This is a genomic window from Capnocytophaga stomatis (assembly GCF_002302635.1).
GTDB lineage: Bacteria > Bacteroidota > Bacteroidia > Flavobacteriales > Flavobacteriaceae > Capnocytophaga > Capnocytophaga stomatis.
Window position 1 is genome coordinate 803,262 of record NZ_CP022387.1, and the last position, 16,065, is coordinate 819,326.

At 34.4% G+C, this 16,065-nt stretch carries 14 protein-coding genes; 4 read left to right on the plus strand and 10 right to left on the minus strand.

Annotation, left to right across the window (positions count from 1 at the left end; all coding sequences use genetic code 11):
- The first annotated feature begins 110 nt into the window (after positions 1 to 110).
- From CGC58_RS03540 to CGC58_RS03555, 4 genes are all read left to right on the plus strand, one after another.
- Positions 111 to 1,271 carry a THUMP domain-containing class I SAM-dependent RNA methyltransferase gene (locus CGC58_RS03540; protein WP_095895145.1) on the plus strand — a complete coding sequence of 387 codons (1,161 nt, stop codon included), beginning with the start codon at positions 111 to 113 and terminating at the stop codon, positions 1,269 to 1,271.
- A gap of 86 nt (positions 1,272 to 1,357) precedes the next feature.
- On the plus strand, positions 1,358 to 3,772 hold the full coding sequence (locus CGC58_RS03545) for a YfhO family protein (RefSeq protein ID WP_095895146.1): 2,415 nt from the start codon (positions 1,358 to 1,360) through the stop codon (positions 3,770 to 3,772).
- A gap of 25 nt (positions 3,773 to 3,797) precedes the next feature.
- Entirely contained in the window at positions 3,798 to 4,703 is a 906-nt protein-coding gene (locus CGC58_RS03550) for an acyltransferase family protein (RefSeq protein WP_095895147.1), read from the plus strand.
- A gap of 39 nt (positions 4,704 to 4,742) precedes the next feature.
- A complete protein-coding gene (locus CGC58_RS03555) occupies positions 4,743 to 5,537 on the plus strand; it encodes an IS5 family transposase (protein WP_095894916.1) in 795 nt (264 codons plus the stop codon).
- Here CGC58_RS03555 and CGC58_RS03560 read toward each other — a convergent pair.
- The 10 genes from CGC58_RS03560 to CGC58_RS03605 all read right to left on the minus strand — a co-directional run bounded on the left by CGC58_RS03560 (position 5,521) and on the right by CGC58_RS03605 (position 16,027).
- Complete coding sequence (locus CGC58_RS03560) at positions 5,521 to 5,796, minus strand: GlsB/YeaQ/YmgE family stress response membrane protein (RefSeq protein ID WP_095895148.1); 276 nt, start codon at positions 5,794 to 5,796, stop codon at positions 5,521 to 5,523. The two genes, CGC58_RS03555 and CGC58_RS03560, sit on opposite strands and share 17 nt — an antisense overlap.
- A gap of 194 nt (positions 5,797 to 5,990) precedes the next feature.
- Positions 5,991 to 8,180 carry a glycoside hydrolase family 97 protein gene (locus CGC58_RS03565; protein WP_095895149.1) on the minus strand — a complete coding sequence of 730 codons (2,190 nt, stop codon included), beginning with the start codon at positions 8,178 to 8,180 and terminating at the stop codon, positions 5,991 to 5,993.
- Between the two features lie 81 nt (positions 8,181 to 8,261).
- Positions 8,262 to 8,828 (minus strand): gliding motility lipoprotein GldD, encoded by a 567-nt coding sequence (gene gldD, locus CGC58_RS03570; protein ID WP_095895150.1) that lies wholly within the window; start codon positions 8,826 to 8,828, stop codon positions 8,262 to 8,264.
- Between the two features lie 19 nt (positions 8,829 to 8,847).
- Positions 8,848 to 10,143 carry a gliding motility-associated protein GldE gene (locus tag CGC58_RS03575; protein ID WP_198540768.1) on the minus strand — a complete coding sequence of 432 codons (1,296 nt, stop codon included), beginning with the start codon at positions 10,141 to 10,143 and terminating at the stop codon, positions 8,848 to 8,850.
- A 126-nt stretch (positions 10,144 to 10,269) separates the two neighbouring features.
- A complete protein-coding gene (locus tag CGC58_RS03580) occupies positions 10,270 to 10,680 on the minus strand; it encodes a single-stranded DNA-binding protein (RefSeq protein ID WP_095895152.1) in 411 nt (136 codons plus the stop codon).
- A gap of 44 nt (positions 10,681 to 10,724) precedes the next feature.
- Positions 10,725 to 11,765 carry an A/G-specific adenine glycosylase gene (gene mutY, locus CGC58_RS03585; RefSeq protein ID WP_095895153.1) on the minus strand — a complete coding sequence of 347 codons (1,041 nt, stop codon included), beginning with the start codon at positions 11,763 to 11,765 and terminating at the stop codon, positions 10,725 to 10,727.
- A gap of 91 nt (positions 11,766 to 11,856) precedes the next feature.
- The gene (locus tag CGC58_RS03590) at positions 11,857 to 12,063 is read right to left on the minus strand and encodes a Sec-independent protein translocase subunit TatA/TatB (RefSeq protein WP_198540749.1); all 207 of its coding nucleotides are present in this window, start codon (positions 12,061 to 12,063) and stop codon (positions 11,857 to 11,859) included.
- A 123-nt stretch (positions 12,064 to 12,186) separates the two neighbouring features.
- Positions 12,187 to 12,678, minus strand: a complete 492-nt coding sequence (locus tag CGC58_RS03595) for a lipocalin family protein (RefSeq protein WP_095895154.1) — start codon at positions 12,676 to 12,678, stop codon at positions 12,187 to 12,189.
- Between the two features lie 93 nt (positions 12,679 to 12,771).
- Positions 12,772 to 14,457 carry an MBOAT family O-acyltransferase gene (locus CGC58_RS03600; RefSeq protein WP_095895155.1) on the minus strand — a complete coding sequence of 562 codons (1,686 nt, stop codon included), beginning with the start codon at positions 14,455 to 14,457 and terminating at the stop codon, positions 12,772 to 12,774.
- Positions 14,458 to 14,500: 43 nt separating this feature from the next.
- Complete coding sequence (locus CGC58_RS03605) at positions 14,501 to 16,027, minus strand: LysM peptidoglycan-binding domain-containing protein (protein ID WP_198540750.1); 1,527 nt, start codon at positions 16,025 to 16,027, stop codon at positions 14,501 to 14,503.
- Positions 16,028 to 16,065 lie beyond the last annotated feature (38 nt).

The window sequence follows — 16,065 nt, forward strand, 5'->3', positions numbered from 1 at the left end:
AAAAAACAATTCTTAAAATTTCACGCAAGTATTATCACGGGACAAAGAAAAATCTCATCACTTACTTCAATCAATTTTTTAGCGTATCTTTGCACTCATATTTATTTTTTATGGAAAAGAATTATCCGATGTTGGCTAAAACCTTTTTTGGTTTTGAAGATATCTTAGCCACTGAATTACAGAAATTAGGAGCTGCAAATGTGCAGAAAGGCGTACGAAGCGTGTCGTTTGAAGGAGATAAAGGATTTATGTACAAATCCAATCTTTGCTTGCGAACAGCACTGAAAATCTTAAAACCGATTCATAAATTCTTTATTCGCAACGAGAAGGATTATTATCAAAAACTGTATGATTTCCATTGGGAAAAATATTTCGACGTAAAACAGACCTTTGCTATTTCCGTAACTCTGCAAACCGAGATTTTCAATCATTCACAATACGTGGGGCTGCGTGCCAAAGATGCCATTGTGGACAGATTCCGAAATAAAATAGGAAAACGCCCTAATGTAGACACATTACATCCTGATTTACAACTACATATTCATATACAGAAAAATGAAGTCATCGTTTCATTGGATAGTTCAGGAGCTTCGCTACACCACAGGGGATATCGCTCTGCTACTAACATCGCTCCTATTAATGAGGTGTTGGCTGCAGGCATACTGCTACTGAGCGGTTGGGACGGGCAGTCTGACTTTCTTGACCCAATGTGCGGAAGTGGAACGTTTCTCATTGAAGCTGCGATGATTGCGTGCAACATTCCTGCAAATATCCACCGAAGAGAATTCGCTTTTGAAAAATGGAACGATTATGATGTAGATTTATTCGAACTTATTTTCGATAGCTGTTTGAAAAAAACTCGTGAATTTCATCATTCTATTGTAGGATACGACAAAGCTCCGTCGGCAGTTGCTAAGGCTAAAGAAAATTTGAAGAACGCCAATCTTTCGGAATACGTTGAAATACATCAGAAAAATTTCTTCGAAAGTGAAAAAGAAAACAAAAACGCTCCTTTGCATATGGTTTTCAATCCGCCCTATAACGAACGTTTACAAATTGATATTCCGAAATTCTATGAATCTATCGGTAACACATTGAAAAACAACTACCCAAATACTGACACTTGGTTTATTACCTCCAACTTGGAATCGTTAAAATATGTAGGACTACGCCCTTCACGAAAAATCAAGTTATTCAACGGAAAATTAGAAAGCCGATTGCTCAACTACAAAATGTACGAGGGAAGCAAAAAAGGAAAATACAACGAATAAAAGAAAAAGAACTTTTTCGGAATCCTGAAAAATAATTTTTAGGATTCCTTTTTTTTAATTACTTTCGCAGGGTAAAGTTTTTAAAAATGAAGAAATTAATACCTCATTTCGTAGCTATCGGGCTATTTATTGTCATTTCATTAGCCTTCTTTTATCCTGTTTTACAAGGAAAAGCCATTTTTCAGAGCGACATTGTACAATACACGGGAATGGCAAAAGAACGTAATGATTTTCGAGCATCCGAAAAAAAAGAATCATATTGGACAAACAGTGCTTTTGGCGGAATGCCCACATATCAGCTTGGAGCCAATTATCCGTACGACTTCATAAAAAAAGTAGATAAAGCTATTCGTTTTTTGCCTCGTCCTGCTGATTATCTATTTCTTTATTTTATAGGTTTTTACATCTTATTATTGACATTAAAAATTGATACCAGAACTGCGTTTTTAGGAGCGGTGGCGTTTGGCTTTTCTACCTACTTGATTATCATTCTGGGAGTGGGACATAATGCTAAAGCACACGCAATAGGTTACTTTGCTCCAATTTTGGCTGGTATCCTATTGGTTTTCAACAAAAAATATTTCTGGGGAGGATTGCTTACTGCTTTGGCTTTGGCTTTGGAAATCAATGCCAACCACTTCCAGATGACATATTACCTAATGCTATTGGTTCTCATTTTAGGAGGATTTATGCTATACAAATCACTGAAAACCAAAACTATACCTCAATTCCTAAAAGCAAAAGCCGTGCTTTTGGTGGCTGCCCTGCTGAGCTTGCTTTCCAACGCTACTTCTCTGTTGGCTACACAGGAATACACCAAATGGAGTACACGAGGAAAATCTGAACTGACAATAACCCCAGAAGGAACTCCAAAGACAAACAACGGATTATCAAAAGAATACATCACAGAATACAGCTACGGAATCGCGGAATCACTGAACTTAATTGTCCCAAGGTTATTTGGTGGCTCCAATAACGAAGCTTTAGGAGAAAACTCGAATACATATCAATTTTTAGTAAAACAGGGTGTTCCTTCTTCTCAGGCGTTGGAATTTGCAGACGGATTGCCTACCTATTGGGGAAATCAGCCCATAGTTGCTGCCCCTGCTTACATCGGAGCGGTTATTTTTTTCCTTTTTGTATTGTCTTTATTTTTGGTCAAAGGCTACAAAAAATGGTGGCTTTTGGGCGGAACTATTATGGCGTTATTGCTTTCGTGGGGAAAAAATTTCGGTTTCCTAACTGACCTTATGATAGATTATTTCCCGCTGTATGATAAATTCCGTGCCGTTTCATCAATTCAAGTAATTTTGGAATTGTGCGTCCCAATCTTGGCTATGTTAGGATTGTACCAATTCACGAAAAATAACTCAGAGGAAAACAAAAAACCTCTATTCTATTCGTTATGTATTTCTCTGGGAATCTTATTGTTACTATTCCTAACTAAAGGATTCTTTGATTTTAAAGGAGTTAGTGATGCTTTATATGAACAATACTACGGAAAAGAAGTTGTTGCAATGATTATGGAAGACCGCCAATCTATCTACACATCAGACCTTCTCAGAACAATTTTCTTTATATTGCTGACTACTTTGGCGTTGTTTTTATATCAAAATTCCAAAATCCCGAAATGGGGAATGCAGCTCGCTTTGTTACTTCTCGTCATTTTAGATTTGGGAGGTGTCGCAAACAGATACGTAAACAGTTCGGATTTTGTTCAAGCTCGCCAAATGCTTCAACCTTTTCAAGTTACACAGGCAGATAGCCAAATACTTGAAGATGAATCCTATTTCCGTGTGTATGAACCCGAAGTAGGAATTAACGGAGCCAGAACTTCGTATTTTCATCATTCTATCGGAGGATATCACGCAGCCAAACCGAAAAGATTGCAAGAATTGTTTGACTATCAGATTTCTAAAGGAAATATGGAAGTGCTTAATATGCTCAATGTAAAGTACGTACTTCTCCGAGACGAAAAAGGGCAAACGCGTCCGATGCAGAATGAAGATGCTTTAGGAAATGCTTGGTTCGTTTCCGAGCTAAAAAATGTCAAAACAAATGACGAAATGATGGCAAACCTCACTAAATTAAATCCTAAAAAAGAGGCTATCATTTTGGCTGACGATATCGCTAAATCTTCTTTCAAAACAAAAGCTGAATTTGCAGCAGATAGCACAGCCACAATTTCGCTAAAGAGCTATCAGCCAAATAAATTGGTTTATGAAAGTAACAACCAAAATGCAGGATTTGCTGTTTTCTCGGAAATGCACTATCCTTACGGCTGGAAAGCAACTATTGACGGAAAAGAGGAAGAATACTATCGCGTAAATTATCTGTTGCGAGGAATGCCTATTCCTGCGGGAAAACACACAATTGTTTTTGAGTTTGAACCTGAAGTAGTTACAACAGGAAGCACGATTGCCCTAATGGGAAATATCTTGCTTGTTTTATTGCTTTTGGGAGGTATTTTTTGGGAAATTAAAACCAGAAGAACACAGTAAAAATAAATAACAATCAATAAGTTAAATGAAACGTAACGAACTTATTGACCTACTCAAAGGGGTGGCTATATTTTTGGTAGTTATGGGGCACGCAGTACAATGGCTTTCTGGCTACGATACCTCAAACCGATTATTCATAGCCATCTACTCGTTTCATATGCCACTATTTATGTTTTTGTCAGGATTTGTTTCTTTCAATTCAAGAAGAGAAGTGAAACTCGGCAAACGATTTCAAGTGCTTGTCATTCCGTTTTTTGCGTGGTTTTTAGTTCGTGAATTGATATACAAATATCCGTATCGTTTATCGTCTTTTATTGATGATTTTCAATTACTTTTGTTCGACCCTGCAACGGGAAGATGGTTTCTGTGGATATTATTTTTTCTTTGTCTTTTATTATTTATAGCATTGAAAATAAGCAAACAGAATGAAGAATTGGTTTTAATCGGAATGATTTTACTTCTGTTTTTCGTTAGCGGAGTTCTCTTTACTTCCAAACCTTTTTACGGTTTGCCTGAACTGACTTGGTATTTGCTGTTTTTCACCTTAGGATACTTAATAAACAAGCATCAACAAATTTGGTTAAAATACGCAAACAATATAGGATTGATTAGCGTTTTTGCTTTTCCTTTGCTTGTTTCATTAATAAAAGCATCAGGAAAAAATACTTTTTTGGAAGAAACTTCACTTACTGAAACCACAAAAAATATACTTTACGCACTTCATACATATGCTGTGGCTATCGCAGGAATTTTCGCTTTTTATTTCATTTTTGACAAATTGAATAAATTCAGCTTTAAAATCAAAAATTATTTCATTTATTTAGGCAAATTATCTCTGGAAATTTACGTAACTCACTATTATTTTTACTTTTTAATAAAAAACCTGTCTAAACTTTTTAAGAGGAAAATTAAAAGTTCCAAGAATTTTTAGCATTTTTGTTTTGCATAACAAAATGAAAATCAAGGAACTTTGAGCAAAGATATAATAAAAAAATGGATTATTTCCCATTTGAGTATTGGAAAAAGAGGATTTAAAACAAAATTTGATTTATCATTAATTTTTCTTCTGATAGTCAAACGATTAAAAACAGGTTGCCAGTGGAGGGAACTTCCGGTAGAAGTGTATTTTAAAGACCAAAAAATAAGCTATCAAACAGTCTATTATTATTTCAATAAATGGAGTAAAGATGGTAGTTTTAAGCGAATTTGGCTTAATTTGTTGCTTGAGAATCGGAGAAAATTAGATTTATCAAGCGTCCAACTTGATGGTAGTCATACTCGATGTCGAATGGGAGGGCAATCTGTTGGTTATCAGTTAAGAAAAAAGTCAAAGACCACGAATTCTATCTTTCTGTGTGATAATTTGGGGCAAATTTTAGCAATGGGTAGTCCAAAATCCGGTAATCATCACGATTTGAATGATATAGACTTTGTTTTAAAAGAGATTTTGAATCTTTTGGAGGAAGCGAAAATAGAGCATAAAGGCTTGTTTGTCAATGCAGATGCAGGTTTTGATAGCCGAGACTTAAAAAGTTTTTTACAGGAAAAAGAAATAATACCTAATATCAAACAAAATCCCAGAAATGGACAAAATGAAAATATTTATTTTGACGAAGAATTATATAAAAATCGGTTTAAAATAGAGAGAAGTTTTGCGTGGCTTGATGGTTTTAAAGGATTGATTATAAGATATGAAACCCTAAACACAACTTGGATGGCTATGTTGTATCTAGGGATTATACTAACATTTATTCGAAAAGTTTAAACAAGTTTTTCTTCTTTTTAAATATCAAATTTATCAAAAATAAGATAACAATAGCTCCGATGGCTCCCGTCAAGATAGAACCAACCCAACCTTCTCCAAGTGAGATATTGAACACACTTCCTAAAAGCCAAGAGCCTACTCCACTACCCAGAATACCAACAATGATATTCCCGATAAGTCCTAATCCACTACCTTTATAGATAGTTCCTCCTAACCATCCTGCGATGGCTCCAATAATAAGTGTTGCAATAATACCCATAAATTTTATTTTTTCAATTAATTTTTACAAAAAAAATATTTGAAATATACAAATTTTTATTGCAAAAAAGTTATTTTAAATGTAATTTTTAAGCCACCAAACAAAAAGGATTTTAGGAATTAAAATACTAATAATCAAGCAATTTTAAATTCTAAAATCCTTTCAAATTTTATAATTCACAATTATAAAAGGAATTACATTTTTTTCAATCCTTTTAATTGATTTTTATTAGTTACTTCAATGATGCTAATTGCATATCCACCGGCAGGAACGGAAGTAAGATTCAATTTCGTTTTTGAGGTTACAATTCCTTTTCGGATAGTGTACGCCTGCGGATTAGTCTTATAATCAGCATCGTGAGCATCGCTATAAATAGTAGCAATATACTGTTTTTTGGCATCTAAGAAATCTAATTTTATTTTTGAATGAAAACGCTCGTAACCAGCCACATTTCCAACAAACCAGTTATTAGTGCCTTTTGCTTTTCGAGCAACAGTTATGTATTGCCCCGGTTCAGCTTCTAAATAAATGCTTCTGTCCCAATCTACCGCAACATCTTTAATGAATTGGAAGGCATCTAAGAAACGTTCATAATTCTCTGGCAAATCCGCAGCCATTTGCAAAGGGCTGTACATTGTAAGGTATAAAGCCAACTGATTACACAAAGTAGTATTTACGTGCGAATGATTCTCAGGATTCAGCTTACTAATTTGCATTTCAAAAATTCCCGGAGTGTAGTCCATAGGTCCTCCCATCAATCGGGTAAAAGGCAAAATAGTGGTGTGATTAGGTTTGCTTCCTCCAAAAGCCTGAAACTCTGTTCCGCGAGCCGATTCTTGTGCCAGCAAATTAGGATACGTTCTGTGCAAACCTGTCATATGAACCGATTCGTGAGCATTAACCATAATTTTATATTCTGCAGCTTTTTTAATGGCATATAGATAGTGATTTACCATCCACTGCCCGTAATGATGCTCTCCACGCGGAATAATATCGCCCACGTAACCGCTTTTCACTGCATTATAACCGTTATCCACCATAAATTGATATGCTTTATCCAGATGACGCTCATAATTTCGGATAGAACTTGAAGTTTCGTGATGCATTTGCAGTCTCATATTTTTGCTGCGAGCGTATTCATTGAGCATTTTTACATCAAAATCAGGATAAGGAGTGACAAAATCAAACACATAATCCTTTGATTTTCCGAACCAATCTTCCCAACCAACATTCCAGCCTTCTACAAGTAATTGGTCAAATCCGTGTTTTGAAGCGAAATCAATATATCTTTTTACATTTTCGTTGTTTGCTGCGTGTTTTCCGTTAGGTGTCAATTTTGAAAAATCAGTAACTCCAAGTTGAACACTTGGCACATCGGCATACGCCCAAGAACTTTTTCCGGTAATCATCTCCCACCAAACTCCCATATATTTAACAGGCTTAATCCAAGAAGTATCCTCAATTGCACAAGGTTCGTTCAAATTTAAAATAAGCTTGGAAGCCAATATTTTACGAGCATCGTCACTTACCACAACAGTTCTCCAAGGCGATTTGGAAGGAGCTTGAATATATCCTTTATTTCCCTGAGCATCAGGCGTAAGCCAAGTTTGAAACACGAAATTAGAATCATCCAAATCCAAATTCATTGCCGAATAATCAATCAACGCAGCCTCGTGGATGTTAATATACAATTTCTCTTTATTTGATTTCAGCATTAAAGGAGTTTGCACACCCGTTTCGGAAAACACCTTTTGTGAAGCATTTGAAGTCACTGCAGTTTTATGCAATCCTCTGATTTCCGACAATTTAGATGTAGTATAATCGTATTCCTGCGTATCGTAATCGCCAGCCAACCAAAAAGCGGTTAAATCTTCAGGCATCGCGAATTGCGTTTTTTCCTCTTTGATAACAAAATAAATCAGATTCTTTTGTTCGGGAAACTCATAACGGAAACCCAATCCATCATTAAACAAACGAAAACGAACAACTAACTTCCTGTCCGTAACCTCCTGAAGTAAAGACACTTCTAACTCATTGTAATGATTACGAATTTGTTTTTCTTCGCCCCAAACAGGCTCCCAAGTCTCATCAAAAGTGGAAGTATTGCTCGAAATCAATTTGAAGTTATCATATAAAGAATTTTCGGCATTTTTATCATTTCTGTGAATTTCTGTGCCGAATTCCATTTTATTTTCGCCTTTCAGCTCCAATCCCAAAAAACTCGGTTTGATAACTTGTTTTCCTTTATAACTAAGCGAATACTGTGGTTTTCCTCCCTGAACAGAAAAATTCAAAGCTAAATTCCCGTCAGGAGATTTCAAAGATTGCTGTGCATTAATTGAAATACTCGCAATTAATGCTAAAAAAATAGATAATTTTTTCATAAATATTATTTTTTTGATATATTTCTTTTTACAATTTTCAAAAATATGAAAAGATTTCTTTTTCAGAAAGAAAAAATAAGATTAATCCCATTTTAAACTTTCCATAATTCGACGAACATCTTTCTCCAAATAATTGCTGGCTGGCTGAATGGAATCGTAATTTGGCGTCACTTTAAAATAAACCGAACCCGAAATGAAGTTTGAAACACTATCCGTTGCATAAAACTGAGCCTGAGAAGCTGCATTTCCGTAAACTTGATAGAACATTCCATAAACTCGAGTAGTATCATTTACAAAAACGGTTGAAGCAATATTGTCCGCCTTAATGGTGTGGTCATACGTAAATTTTTGTGCATCACGCAACAAATTGCGAATATTGTTATCTACTTTCTTGTACGACAGATAGATAGTAGCTTTCATCTTAGGATATTCAATATCTAAATCACAAGATTTTCCTTTTTGTTTTACGTGCGAAAGTGAATTTACATCAAATGTAAACGAACAATCGGAATTGTTGGAATATTTCTTGTATTCGGCTTGCGGATATTCCAAACGAAGAGCAGCCTTCGGTTTTGGAAAAGTTTCTCCACCGCAAGAAGCAAAAAATAAAAGACTAAATATCAGCAATATAAATACAATATTCTTCATTTTTCAGAAAAAGACAAAATTATTTATCCGTTCTACGAACCCGAATTTGTTTAATTCGTTTTTTATCAAAAGCTTCCACCGTGAAAACGTAATTGGCAAAGTGAATAGGTACGTTTTTCTGCGGAAAATTCCCTGAAACTTCCAACAAAAATCCCGCCAAAGTTTCTGCTTCTCCTCGTTTTTCCTCAAAAACAGCTTCATCTTCATCGGTTAGTTGAAGTATTCTGTAAAAATCTTTCAGAGTGGTTTTTCCTTCAAAAACAAAAGTATTATTATCTATTTTTGAATACGTAACATCCTCATCATCAAACTCATCGTTGATATTTCCTACAATTTCTTCGATAATATCTTCCAAAGTTATAATTCCGCAAGTTCCGCCGTATTCGTCAACAACTACAGCCAAATGTATTTTCTTTTCTTGAAACTCGCCTAACAAGTCATCCAACTTTTTATTTTCCGGAACGAAAAATGCCTTTCTTTTTACGCTATTCCAATCAAAATCAGCTTTTTCTAAATGAGGAAGCAAATCTTTAATATAAATAATTCCGGTGATGTTATCCAGGCTTTCTCCGTACACGGGAATGCGAGAATAGCCAATTTTCACAATTTCTGCAAGAACTTCCTGATAAGAAAGTTCCTCATTTAGGGCAAAAATATCAATACGAGGCACCATAACTTCCCGAGTTTCAGTATTCCCGAACGAAACGATGCTTTCCAATATTTTCTTCTCTTCGTGCGTTGTATCTTCTGAAGATGTAAGTTCCAGAGCTTGAGATAATTGACCAACAGAAAAATTTGTTGTTTTCTTGCCAAATCGATTCTGAATCCAGCTTGTAAAATTTTTCATAGGTATACTTAACGGAGTCAAAATCACATCCAACACATAAATAGGATAAGCTACCTTACTTGCAAACGAAATATTATTACGATTGGCGTATATTTTGGGTAAAATTTCTCCGCAAAGCAAAATCATAAACGTAACAAGACCTACATCCAAAATAGCTCTAACCAGCTCACTTTCAACTTTTCCAAAAATAAAATTGCCCAAATCCACGAAAAGAAGAACAATTGAAATATTCACCAAATTATTGGCTATCAAAATAGTAGCTAACAATTTTTTAGGATTGGAAAGTAGCTTTACAATGATTTTTCCTGAAGGAGAACTTCCTTCTTTGGCTGTATTTACTTCGGTTGGGGAAAGTGAAAAAAGTGCCACTTCCGAACCTGAAATGAGAGCAGAACAATACAGAAGAATCAGAAAAACAGCAAATTGCACAATAATCGAAAAATCAGGTATCTCAAATAGCAAAACAATCCGATTAAAGGTCGCCAAAAAAGTTGAAAATAAATTAAGGGGAGGCTCTAAGTCCAAATTCGTATAAATTAGTTAAACAATATTCAGCTTGATTAATCATTTCTCAAGCAAAAATCAAAAATGTTATTAAAAAGGCATACCATTGTCCTCTTTACTAAAATTGCCTTCAGCAGGAGGAGTTTGAGGATTTTGTCCTTCTCTTCGGTTTGGCAATAAGTTCATATCGGTAACGTAAACTTCTGTTGCATAACGCATTGAACCGTCTTCCGCTTGCCATTGGCGAGTTTTTAATCTGCCCTCAACATAAATCAAATCACCTTTAGTTGTGTATTTTTCGATAACTTCAGCCAATTTATTTCGCACAACAATCGTATGCCAATCCGTTTCAACAACCTTTTCATTGGTAGCCTTATTCACATATTCCTCGTTGGTAGCCAGAGGGAAACGCCCAATGCAGTTCCCGCCTTCAAAATACGTCAATTTGATATTGTCTCCCAAACGACCGATAAGCATTACTTTATTTAACGTTCCATTCATAATAAACAAGGTTTTAATTTTCTCCAAAAATAGAATTTATTTTTCTAAAACCAAAATTCTTTAATGAAATTTGCTGTCAATACGGAAACAGGATAAGAGGTAACCTCCTTAATATCAACAGGATTACTCAAAATATCCTCAATTTCAACTATCCAAAATCGCGTGTATATATGTTGATGCGATAATTTATGCACAATAGATTTTTCATTAAACAGATAAATATCTGAAAATAAGCCAAATTCCTTTTTCACTCTATCGGTTATTTCTGTTTGTGAAAGCTCATTTTCCGATTCAAGAAGAGGAAATTCATAAAGTCCTTGCCAAATATCTTTCTGATACCTTTTATTCAATGAGGTAAACCCTTTGTTATCAATAAAAACCAAATAGTTAAAAAGTCTTTTTTTGATTTTTATTTTTCCATTTTTTCTTGGTAATTCATTTACTTTTTGCAGAGATTTTGCCAAACATTTATCGGAAAACATACAAGATTGACAATCAGGAGATTGAGGTTTACATTGAGTTGCTCCAAAATCCATTAATGCCTGATTGTAAGTTCCTGCATCTTTTTCGTATAACAAACTGTTTGCCAATTCTTTAAAATAAGAAATTCCTTCAGAAGTATTAATAGGAATTTCAATATTAAATACACGAGCCAAAACACGATACACATTTCCATCTACAACCGCACAAGGTTCTGAATAACAGATAGAAGCAATCGCACTTGCTGTGTAATCCCCAATGCCTTTCAGTTTAATTAGTTCTTTGTACGATTTTGGAAAAACTCCATCAAATTCAAATGCAATTTTTTTGGCTGTGTGATGTAGGTTTTTAGCTCGGGAATAATATCCCAATCCTTGCCACAATTTCATAACCTGCTCTTGCTCAGCATTTGCCAATTCAAAAACAGAGGGGAAATTTTCAACAAATCGTTCATAATACGGAAGTCCTTGAATTACACGAGTTTGCTGCAAAATAATTTCAGATAACCAAATTTTGTAAGGTTCTTTCGTTTTACGCCAAGGTAAATCTCTTCGTTGGCTTTGATACCACTCAATAAGCTGATTTTTAAAAAATTGGTTGTCCAAAATAATCTGAATATAAGATACTGAAAAACAAAAATAAAAGCCAAAATTAAAAACTTCGGCTTTTTGATTTTTTTTCGATTTTAATTAATTGTTATTCTTCTTTCTTTTCTATCTCAGTAGAATCATTTTTAGTTTCCTCTTTCGAAGCATTTTTAAACTCCTTGATACCACTACCCAATCCTTTCATAAGCTCAGGAATCTTTTTCCCTCCAAAAAGAATTAAAAGGGCAACAATAATCAAGATAATTTCAGGAGCTCCTAATTTACCAATAAACAAGGGTATATTTGTCAAAGCCATAATATTCAGTTTTTATCTTTTGAAAGGCAAATATATAAATTTTATTTCTGAAAAAATGAAAATTAATATTTTTAATTACATCTTAAAACACAAATAACTGACTTCAAGAAAGATACAAATAAACTACTTAACAAAATTCATTGATATTACAAATGCTTTACCTTCAATACTTACCGTTTGTTCCCAAATCATTGTTCTTTCGGAAAGGTGAGTTAACTGTAACGTAATGCCTTTATTTGTTTCGGATTGGTATTCTTCATTTGTGGGTTTAAGCATAAATTCATAATATCCGGAAGTTCCTATTTTTCGTTGAATGACAAAAACAAAATTTCGTTCCCCAGTTGAGCAATCCTCCTTGATGATGTTGTACGTTCCGCGATTGTTGCTGGGAGTAAATTCCCAAGTGCTTCCTTCAAAACATTCTTTGGAAGTATCATTCAGCAAAGTAATCTCGAACTTACCTCTTTGATTATGAGTAACTGACTCCAACATCCATTTTCCGTCAATGATTTTGTTTGATACACTGGGCTTGCTCGGTTTCGGGTTTGAAACAACAGAAAAACTGGCACAAGACGCTAATATTGAAACAAATAGTAAAAATATAATCTTTTTCATCTTAAATTCTACAAAAGTATGTCAATTGCAAAGCTACAATATAGTTTCAAGAAAAGCCTCTAATTAACTAAATATTAACAAAACTATTTCTTCTTAAAACTGGAAATATATGAAAGGTTGTGCCCCGCTGGAAGCCGTTGCATAAACAATCCAGAAGACAAATGCCACGATTAAAGACTTCACCAAAATAGGCATTTTTCCAAAGAAAAGTTTTAACTTTTCGTTCAAGCTTTGCGGAAAAAAATGCCACACAAAGCCAATAAACAGAAGCAAAAATACATTTCTGTAACCTTCGGCAATTACAAGCCATTGATGCCAATCAAAAGTAAGACTTCCTATGTTATTAATCACATCCATAGCAATTCCAAAGTCCTTCGAGCGGAAAAATATCCAACAAAAAGCCACAAAATGAAATGTTAGAAAAGTAAAAAATATTCTTGAAAACCAGTTAGTTTCTTTGTTCTCAATTGATTTTTTATTCGAAAAAAACTCAACAAATGTTTTATGAATAGCCAATGCCAATCCGTGCAAAGCTCCCCAAACAATAAAACGCAAACTCGCTCCGTGCCACAAACCTCCGAGTAGCATCGTAGTCATCTGATTAAAATTGGAATACACTGTTTTTTTCTTATTTCTGGAAATCAGTAACGTAAAGATAAAAATGAGAACGCTTGCCCCAGCAATAATCAGCGGAATTTTGCTATGCTTAAGCTGGGAAAATCCCCATATCAGCGTAGAACCAAAAAACAAAACCGGAAAGAAATATCCTAAAAAAGTACCTTTTCTGTTTCCTCCCACCGAAATATACAGGTAATCCTTCAGCCAAGCAGAAAGCGAAATATGCCATCTACGCCAAAATTCTGTGATGTTTTGCGATTGATACGGCGTTCGGAAGTTAGTTGGCAAAGTAAAGCCCATCAGCAAAGCCAAACCTATCGCCATATCGGAATATCCTGAAAAATCACAATAAATTTGCAAAGAATATCCATAAACAGCCATCAAATTCTCAAAAGAAGTGTAGCTATTTGGCGATTCAAAAACTCTATCAACAAAGTTTAACGAAATATAATCCGAAATTACAGCTTTCTTTAGCAAACCTCCAATAATGAGAAATAATGCCAAAGAGGTTTCTTGTTTTGTAAGTTCTATCTTTTTGTAAATCTGAGGAATAAATTCTTTTGCACGAACAATTGGCCCTGCAACAAGCTGAGGAAAAAAACACACAAAGAATGTGAAATCCAAAAACGATTTTGCCGGCTCAATTTCCCGACGATAAACATCAATTGTGTAGCTCATCGTTTGGAAAGTATAGAACGAAATTCCTATCGGGAGAATAATATCCTGAAACGCCAAACTTCCTTCAAACAGATTGTTAAAGCTATCTATCAGGAAGTTAGTGTATTTAAAATATCCTAACAATCCAAGATTAGCTACCATACTGATTATCAGAAATATTTTCCGTTTATGAGGATTTTCACTTTTATGAATTTGCCCTGCAAAAAAGTAATCCAATATGGATGAAATTACTAACAAAACGAAATAGTTTCCGCCCGCTTTATAGTAAAAAAACAATGAAAATAAAATCACATAAACCGTACGGAAATGCGAATGCTTTTTGGTTATGATGTACACCAAATAGAAAACCAAAAACATTCCCAAAAACAAACCACTATTAAAAAGTAACGGATTATTCGGGTCATAAGTAAACCAGCTTTTTACTTGCTCGGAAGTAAAATTCAAATGTTCAAAAAACCAATTTTGTAGATTTGTTATATTCAATGTTTTTAGTTCGTTTTTATCTGTTATTTACACTAATAATCAATTAGTTTGCTATTTTTGAATTTTCGTAATTATTCATCAGTGACTCAAAAAACAGCGTTCCCTGCTCTTCATAACCATTTCTTGTGTAATGAATTCTGTCTTTGGCAATTAGGTTAAGATTTATCAATCGTTCCATCGAATCTTTTCCTCCAATGGCTTGATATAAATCAAAAACAGCATAATTTTTTGACACAGAATTATTTATCAAAATATTTGCATATTCTTTAAGTAATGGATTCGGATTTTGTTTCTTTAGAAGTGATGGCGGAGGCGACGTCAAAATCATCGGAGATTGTCCGTAATTAGCTCGAATCAAATCTATAAAACGCTCTGTTTGAGAATAAAACTCCGAAGCGGATAATCTCCCAAAACTTTCATTCGTTCCTAAAGAAATGATGATTAAATCCGGTTCTAAAGCCTTTAGCTGTTCAAAAAACAACTGTGATTTATTATAATCCGAAATGTGAGCTCCATTCACACCAATGTTATGATAAATTACTCCACATTGGTCATTTTCCAACACAATGCCGTTCAGCTCAAAATTATTACTTTTAGGATTGGGAGTCAGGTAAATCTTATCTGAAATATCCAGATTTTCATACATATAGTAACTAAACAACGGCGGAGTGGTATTGCTCAAAATATTAAAATTTGACAAATCCACAGGCTTTGATTCCATTTGAGAAGTAGGAATTTTCAAAGTTTGACCAACTCTTATCTTGTTGTTTTTCAACTTATTGTTGGATTGAATTTTTGCTACCGTTGTTTTGTATTTTCTGGATATGGCGTAAAGAGTTTCTCCTTTTTTAACCTTGTGAGAAATTGTTTTGGGTTGAGTTGGCTTAAGAGATATCGCTCCTTTATTGGTTGCCAGTTCAAACATTCTTTGATTAGCCGGAGTAATGATTTTCAGCGTATTGAAGCTATAATCCTTATTTTTCAGCTCCAATTCAATTAAAAAATTACTTTTTTGAGTCGTGAAGGAATATCCCGAAAGTCCCACATCGCCGAACTTCCTAATTTCAGTTATTTTTTTGTTCTCCCAAGGCACATTTGACGAAAAACGAACATTCCGACCGCCATTGGTACGCATTAACGAATAAGGAAAAACAAAGCCCAATCCTGCATTTCCGAACTGTTGCTGAAACCGTTGTCGTATCAGATTTGTCATCGCATCTGCTTGAATATGAGAGTCTCCGATGTGTACGATATTCAATTTACGGTCATTAAATGTTTCTAAAGCCGCAAGTTTTTCAAAAAAAGGTTTTAACGTTTCAAAATTATAGAAATTTTGATTTTCCGAAGGAGAACGAAGCGTATCTTTCTCCATAAAATCCTGATCAAGTAACGCCAACTGATGATACGACATATCCGTTTGGATAGTGTTGGACACAGCAAAATCAACCTGCGTAGTTGTATCGGTTTCTGTGTAAAAAACTTTGCAAAAAACTCTGAAATACAGAGATATAGTTACAATTAGTAAAACTATTGAGCCAATTATTTTTATACTTTTTATACCTATATTCATCTTTGTGTTTTTTAATTGAAAAACAATCCTTTTAATTC

What these genes read in the sequence shown, in the direction of transcription:
- CGC58_RS03540 (WP_095895145.1), top strand. Translation starts at nt 111, where the DNA reads ATGGAAAAGAATTATCCGATGTTGGCTAAAACCTTTTTTGGTTTTGAA.
- CGC58_RS03545 (WP_095895146.1), top strand. Translation starts at nt 1,358, where the DNA reads ATGAAGAAATTAATACCTCATTTCGTAGCTATCGGGCTATTTATTGTC.
- CGC58_RS03550 (WP_095895147.1), top strand. Translation starts at nt 3,798, where the DNA reads ATGAAACGTAACGAACTTATTGACCTACTCAAAGGGGTGGCTATATTT.
- CGC58_RS03560 (WP_095895148.1), bottom strand. Translation starts at nt 5,796, where the DNA reads ATGGGTATTATTGCAACACTTATTATTGGAGCCATCGCAGGATGGTTA.
- CGC58_RS03565 (WP_095895149.1), bottom strand. Translation starts at nt 8,180, where the DNA reads ATGAAAAAATTATCTATTTTTTTAGCATTAATTGCGAGTATTTCAATT.
- gldD (WP_095895150.1), bottom strand. Translation starts at nt 8,828, where the DNA reads ATGAAGAATATTGTATTTATATTGCTGATATTTAGTCTTTTATTTTTT.
- CGC58_RS03580 (WP_095895152.1), bottom strand. Translation starts at nt 10,680, where the DNA reads ATGAATGGAACGTTAAATAAAGTAATGCTTATCGGTCGTTTGGGAGAC.
- CGC58_RS03590 (WP_198540749.1), bottom strand. Translation starts at nt 12,063, where the DNA reads ATGGCTTTGACAAATATACCCTTGTTTATTGGTAAATTAGGAGCTCCT.
- CGC58_RS03595 (WP_095895154.1), bottom strand. Translation starts at nt 12,678, where the DNA reads ATGAAAAAGATTATATTTTTACTATTTGTTTCAATATTAGCGTCTTGT.
- CGC58_RS03605 (WP_198540750.1), bottom strand. Translation starts at nt 16,027, where the DNA reads ATGAATATAGGTATAAAAAGTATAAAAATAATTGGCTCAATAGTTTTA.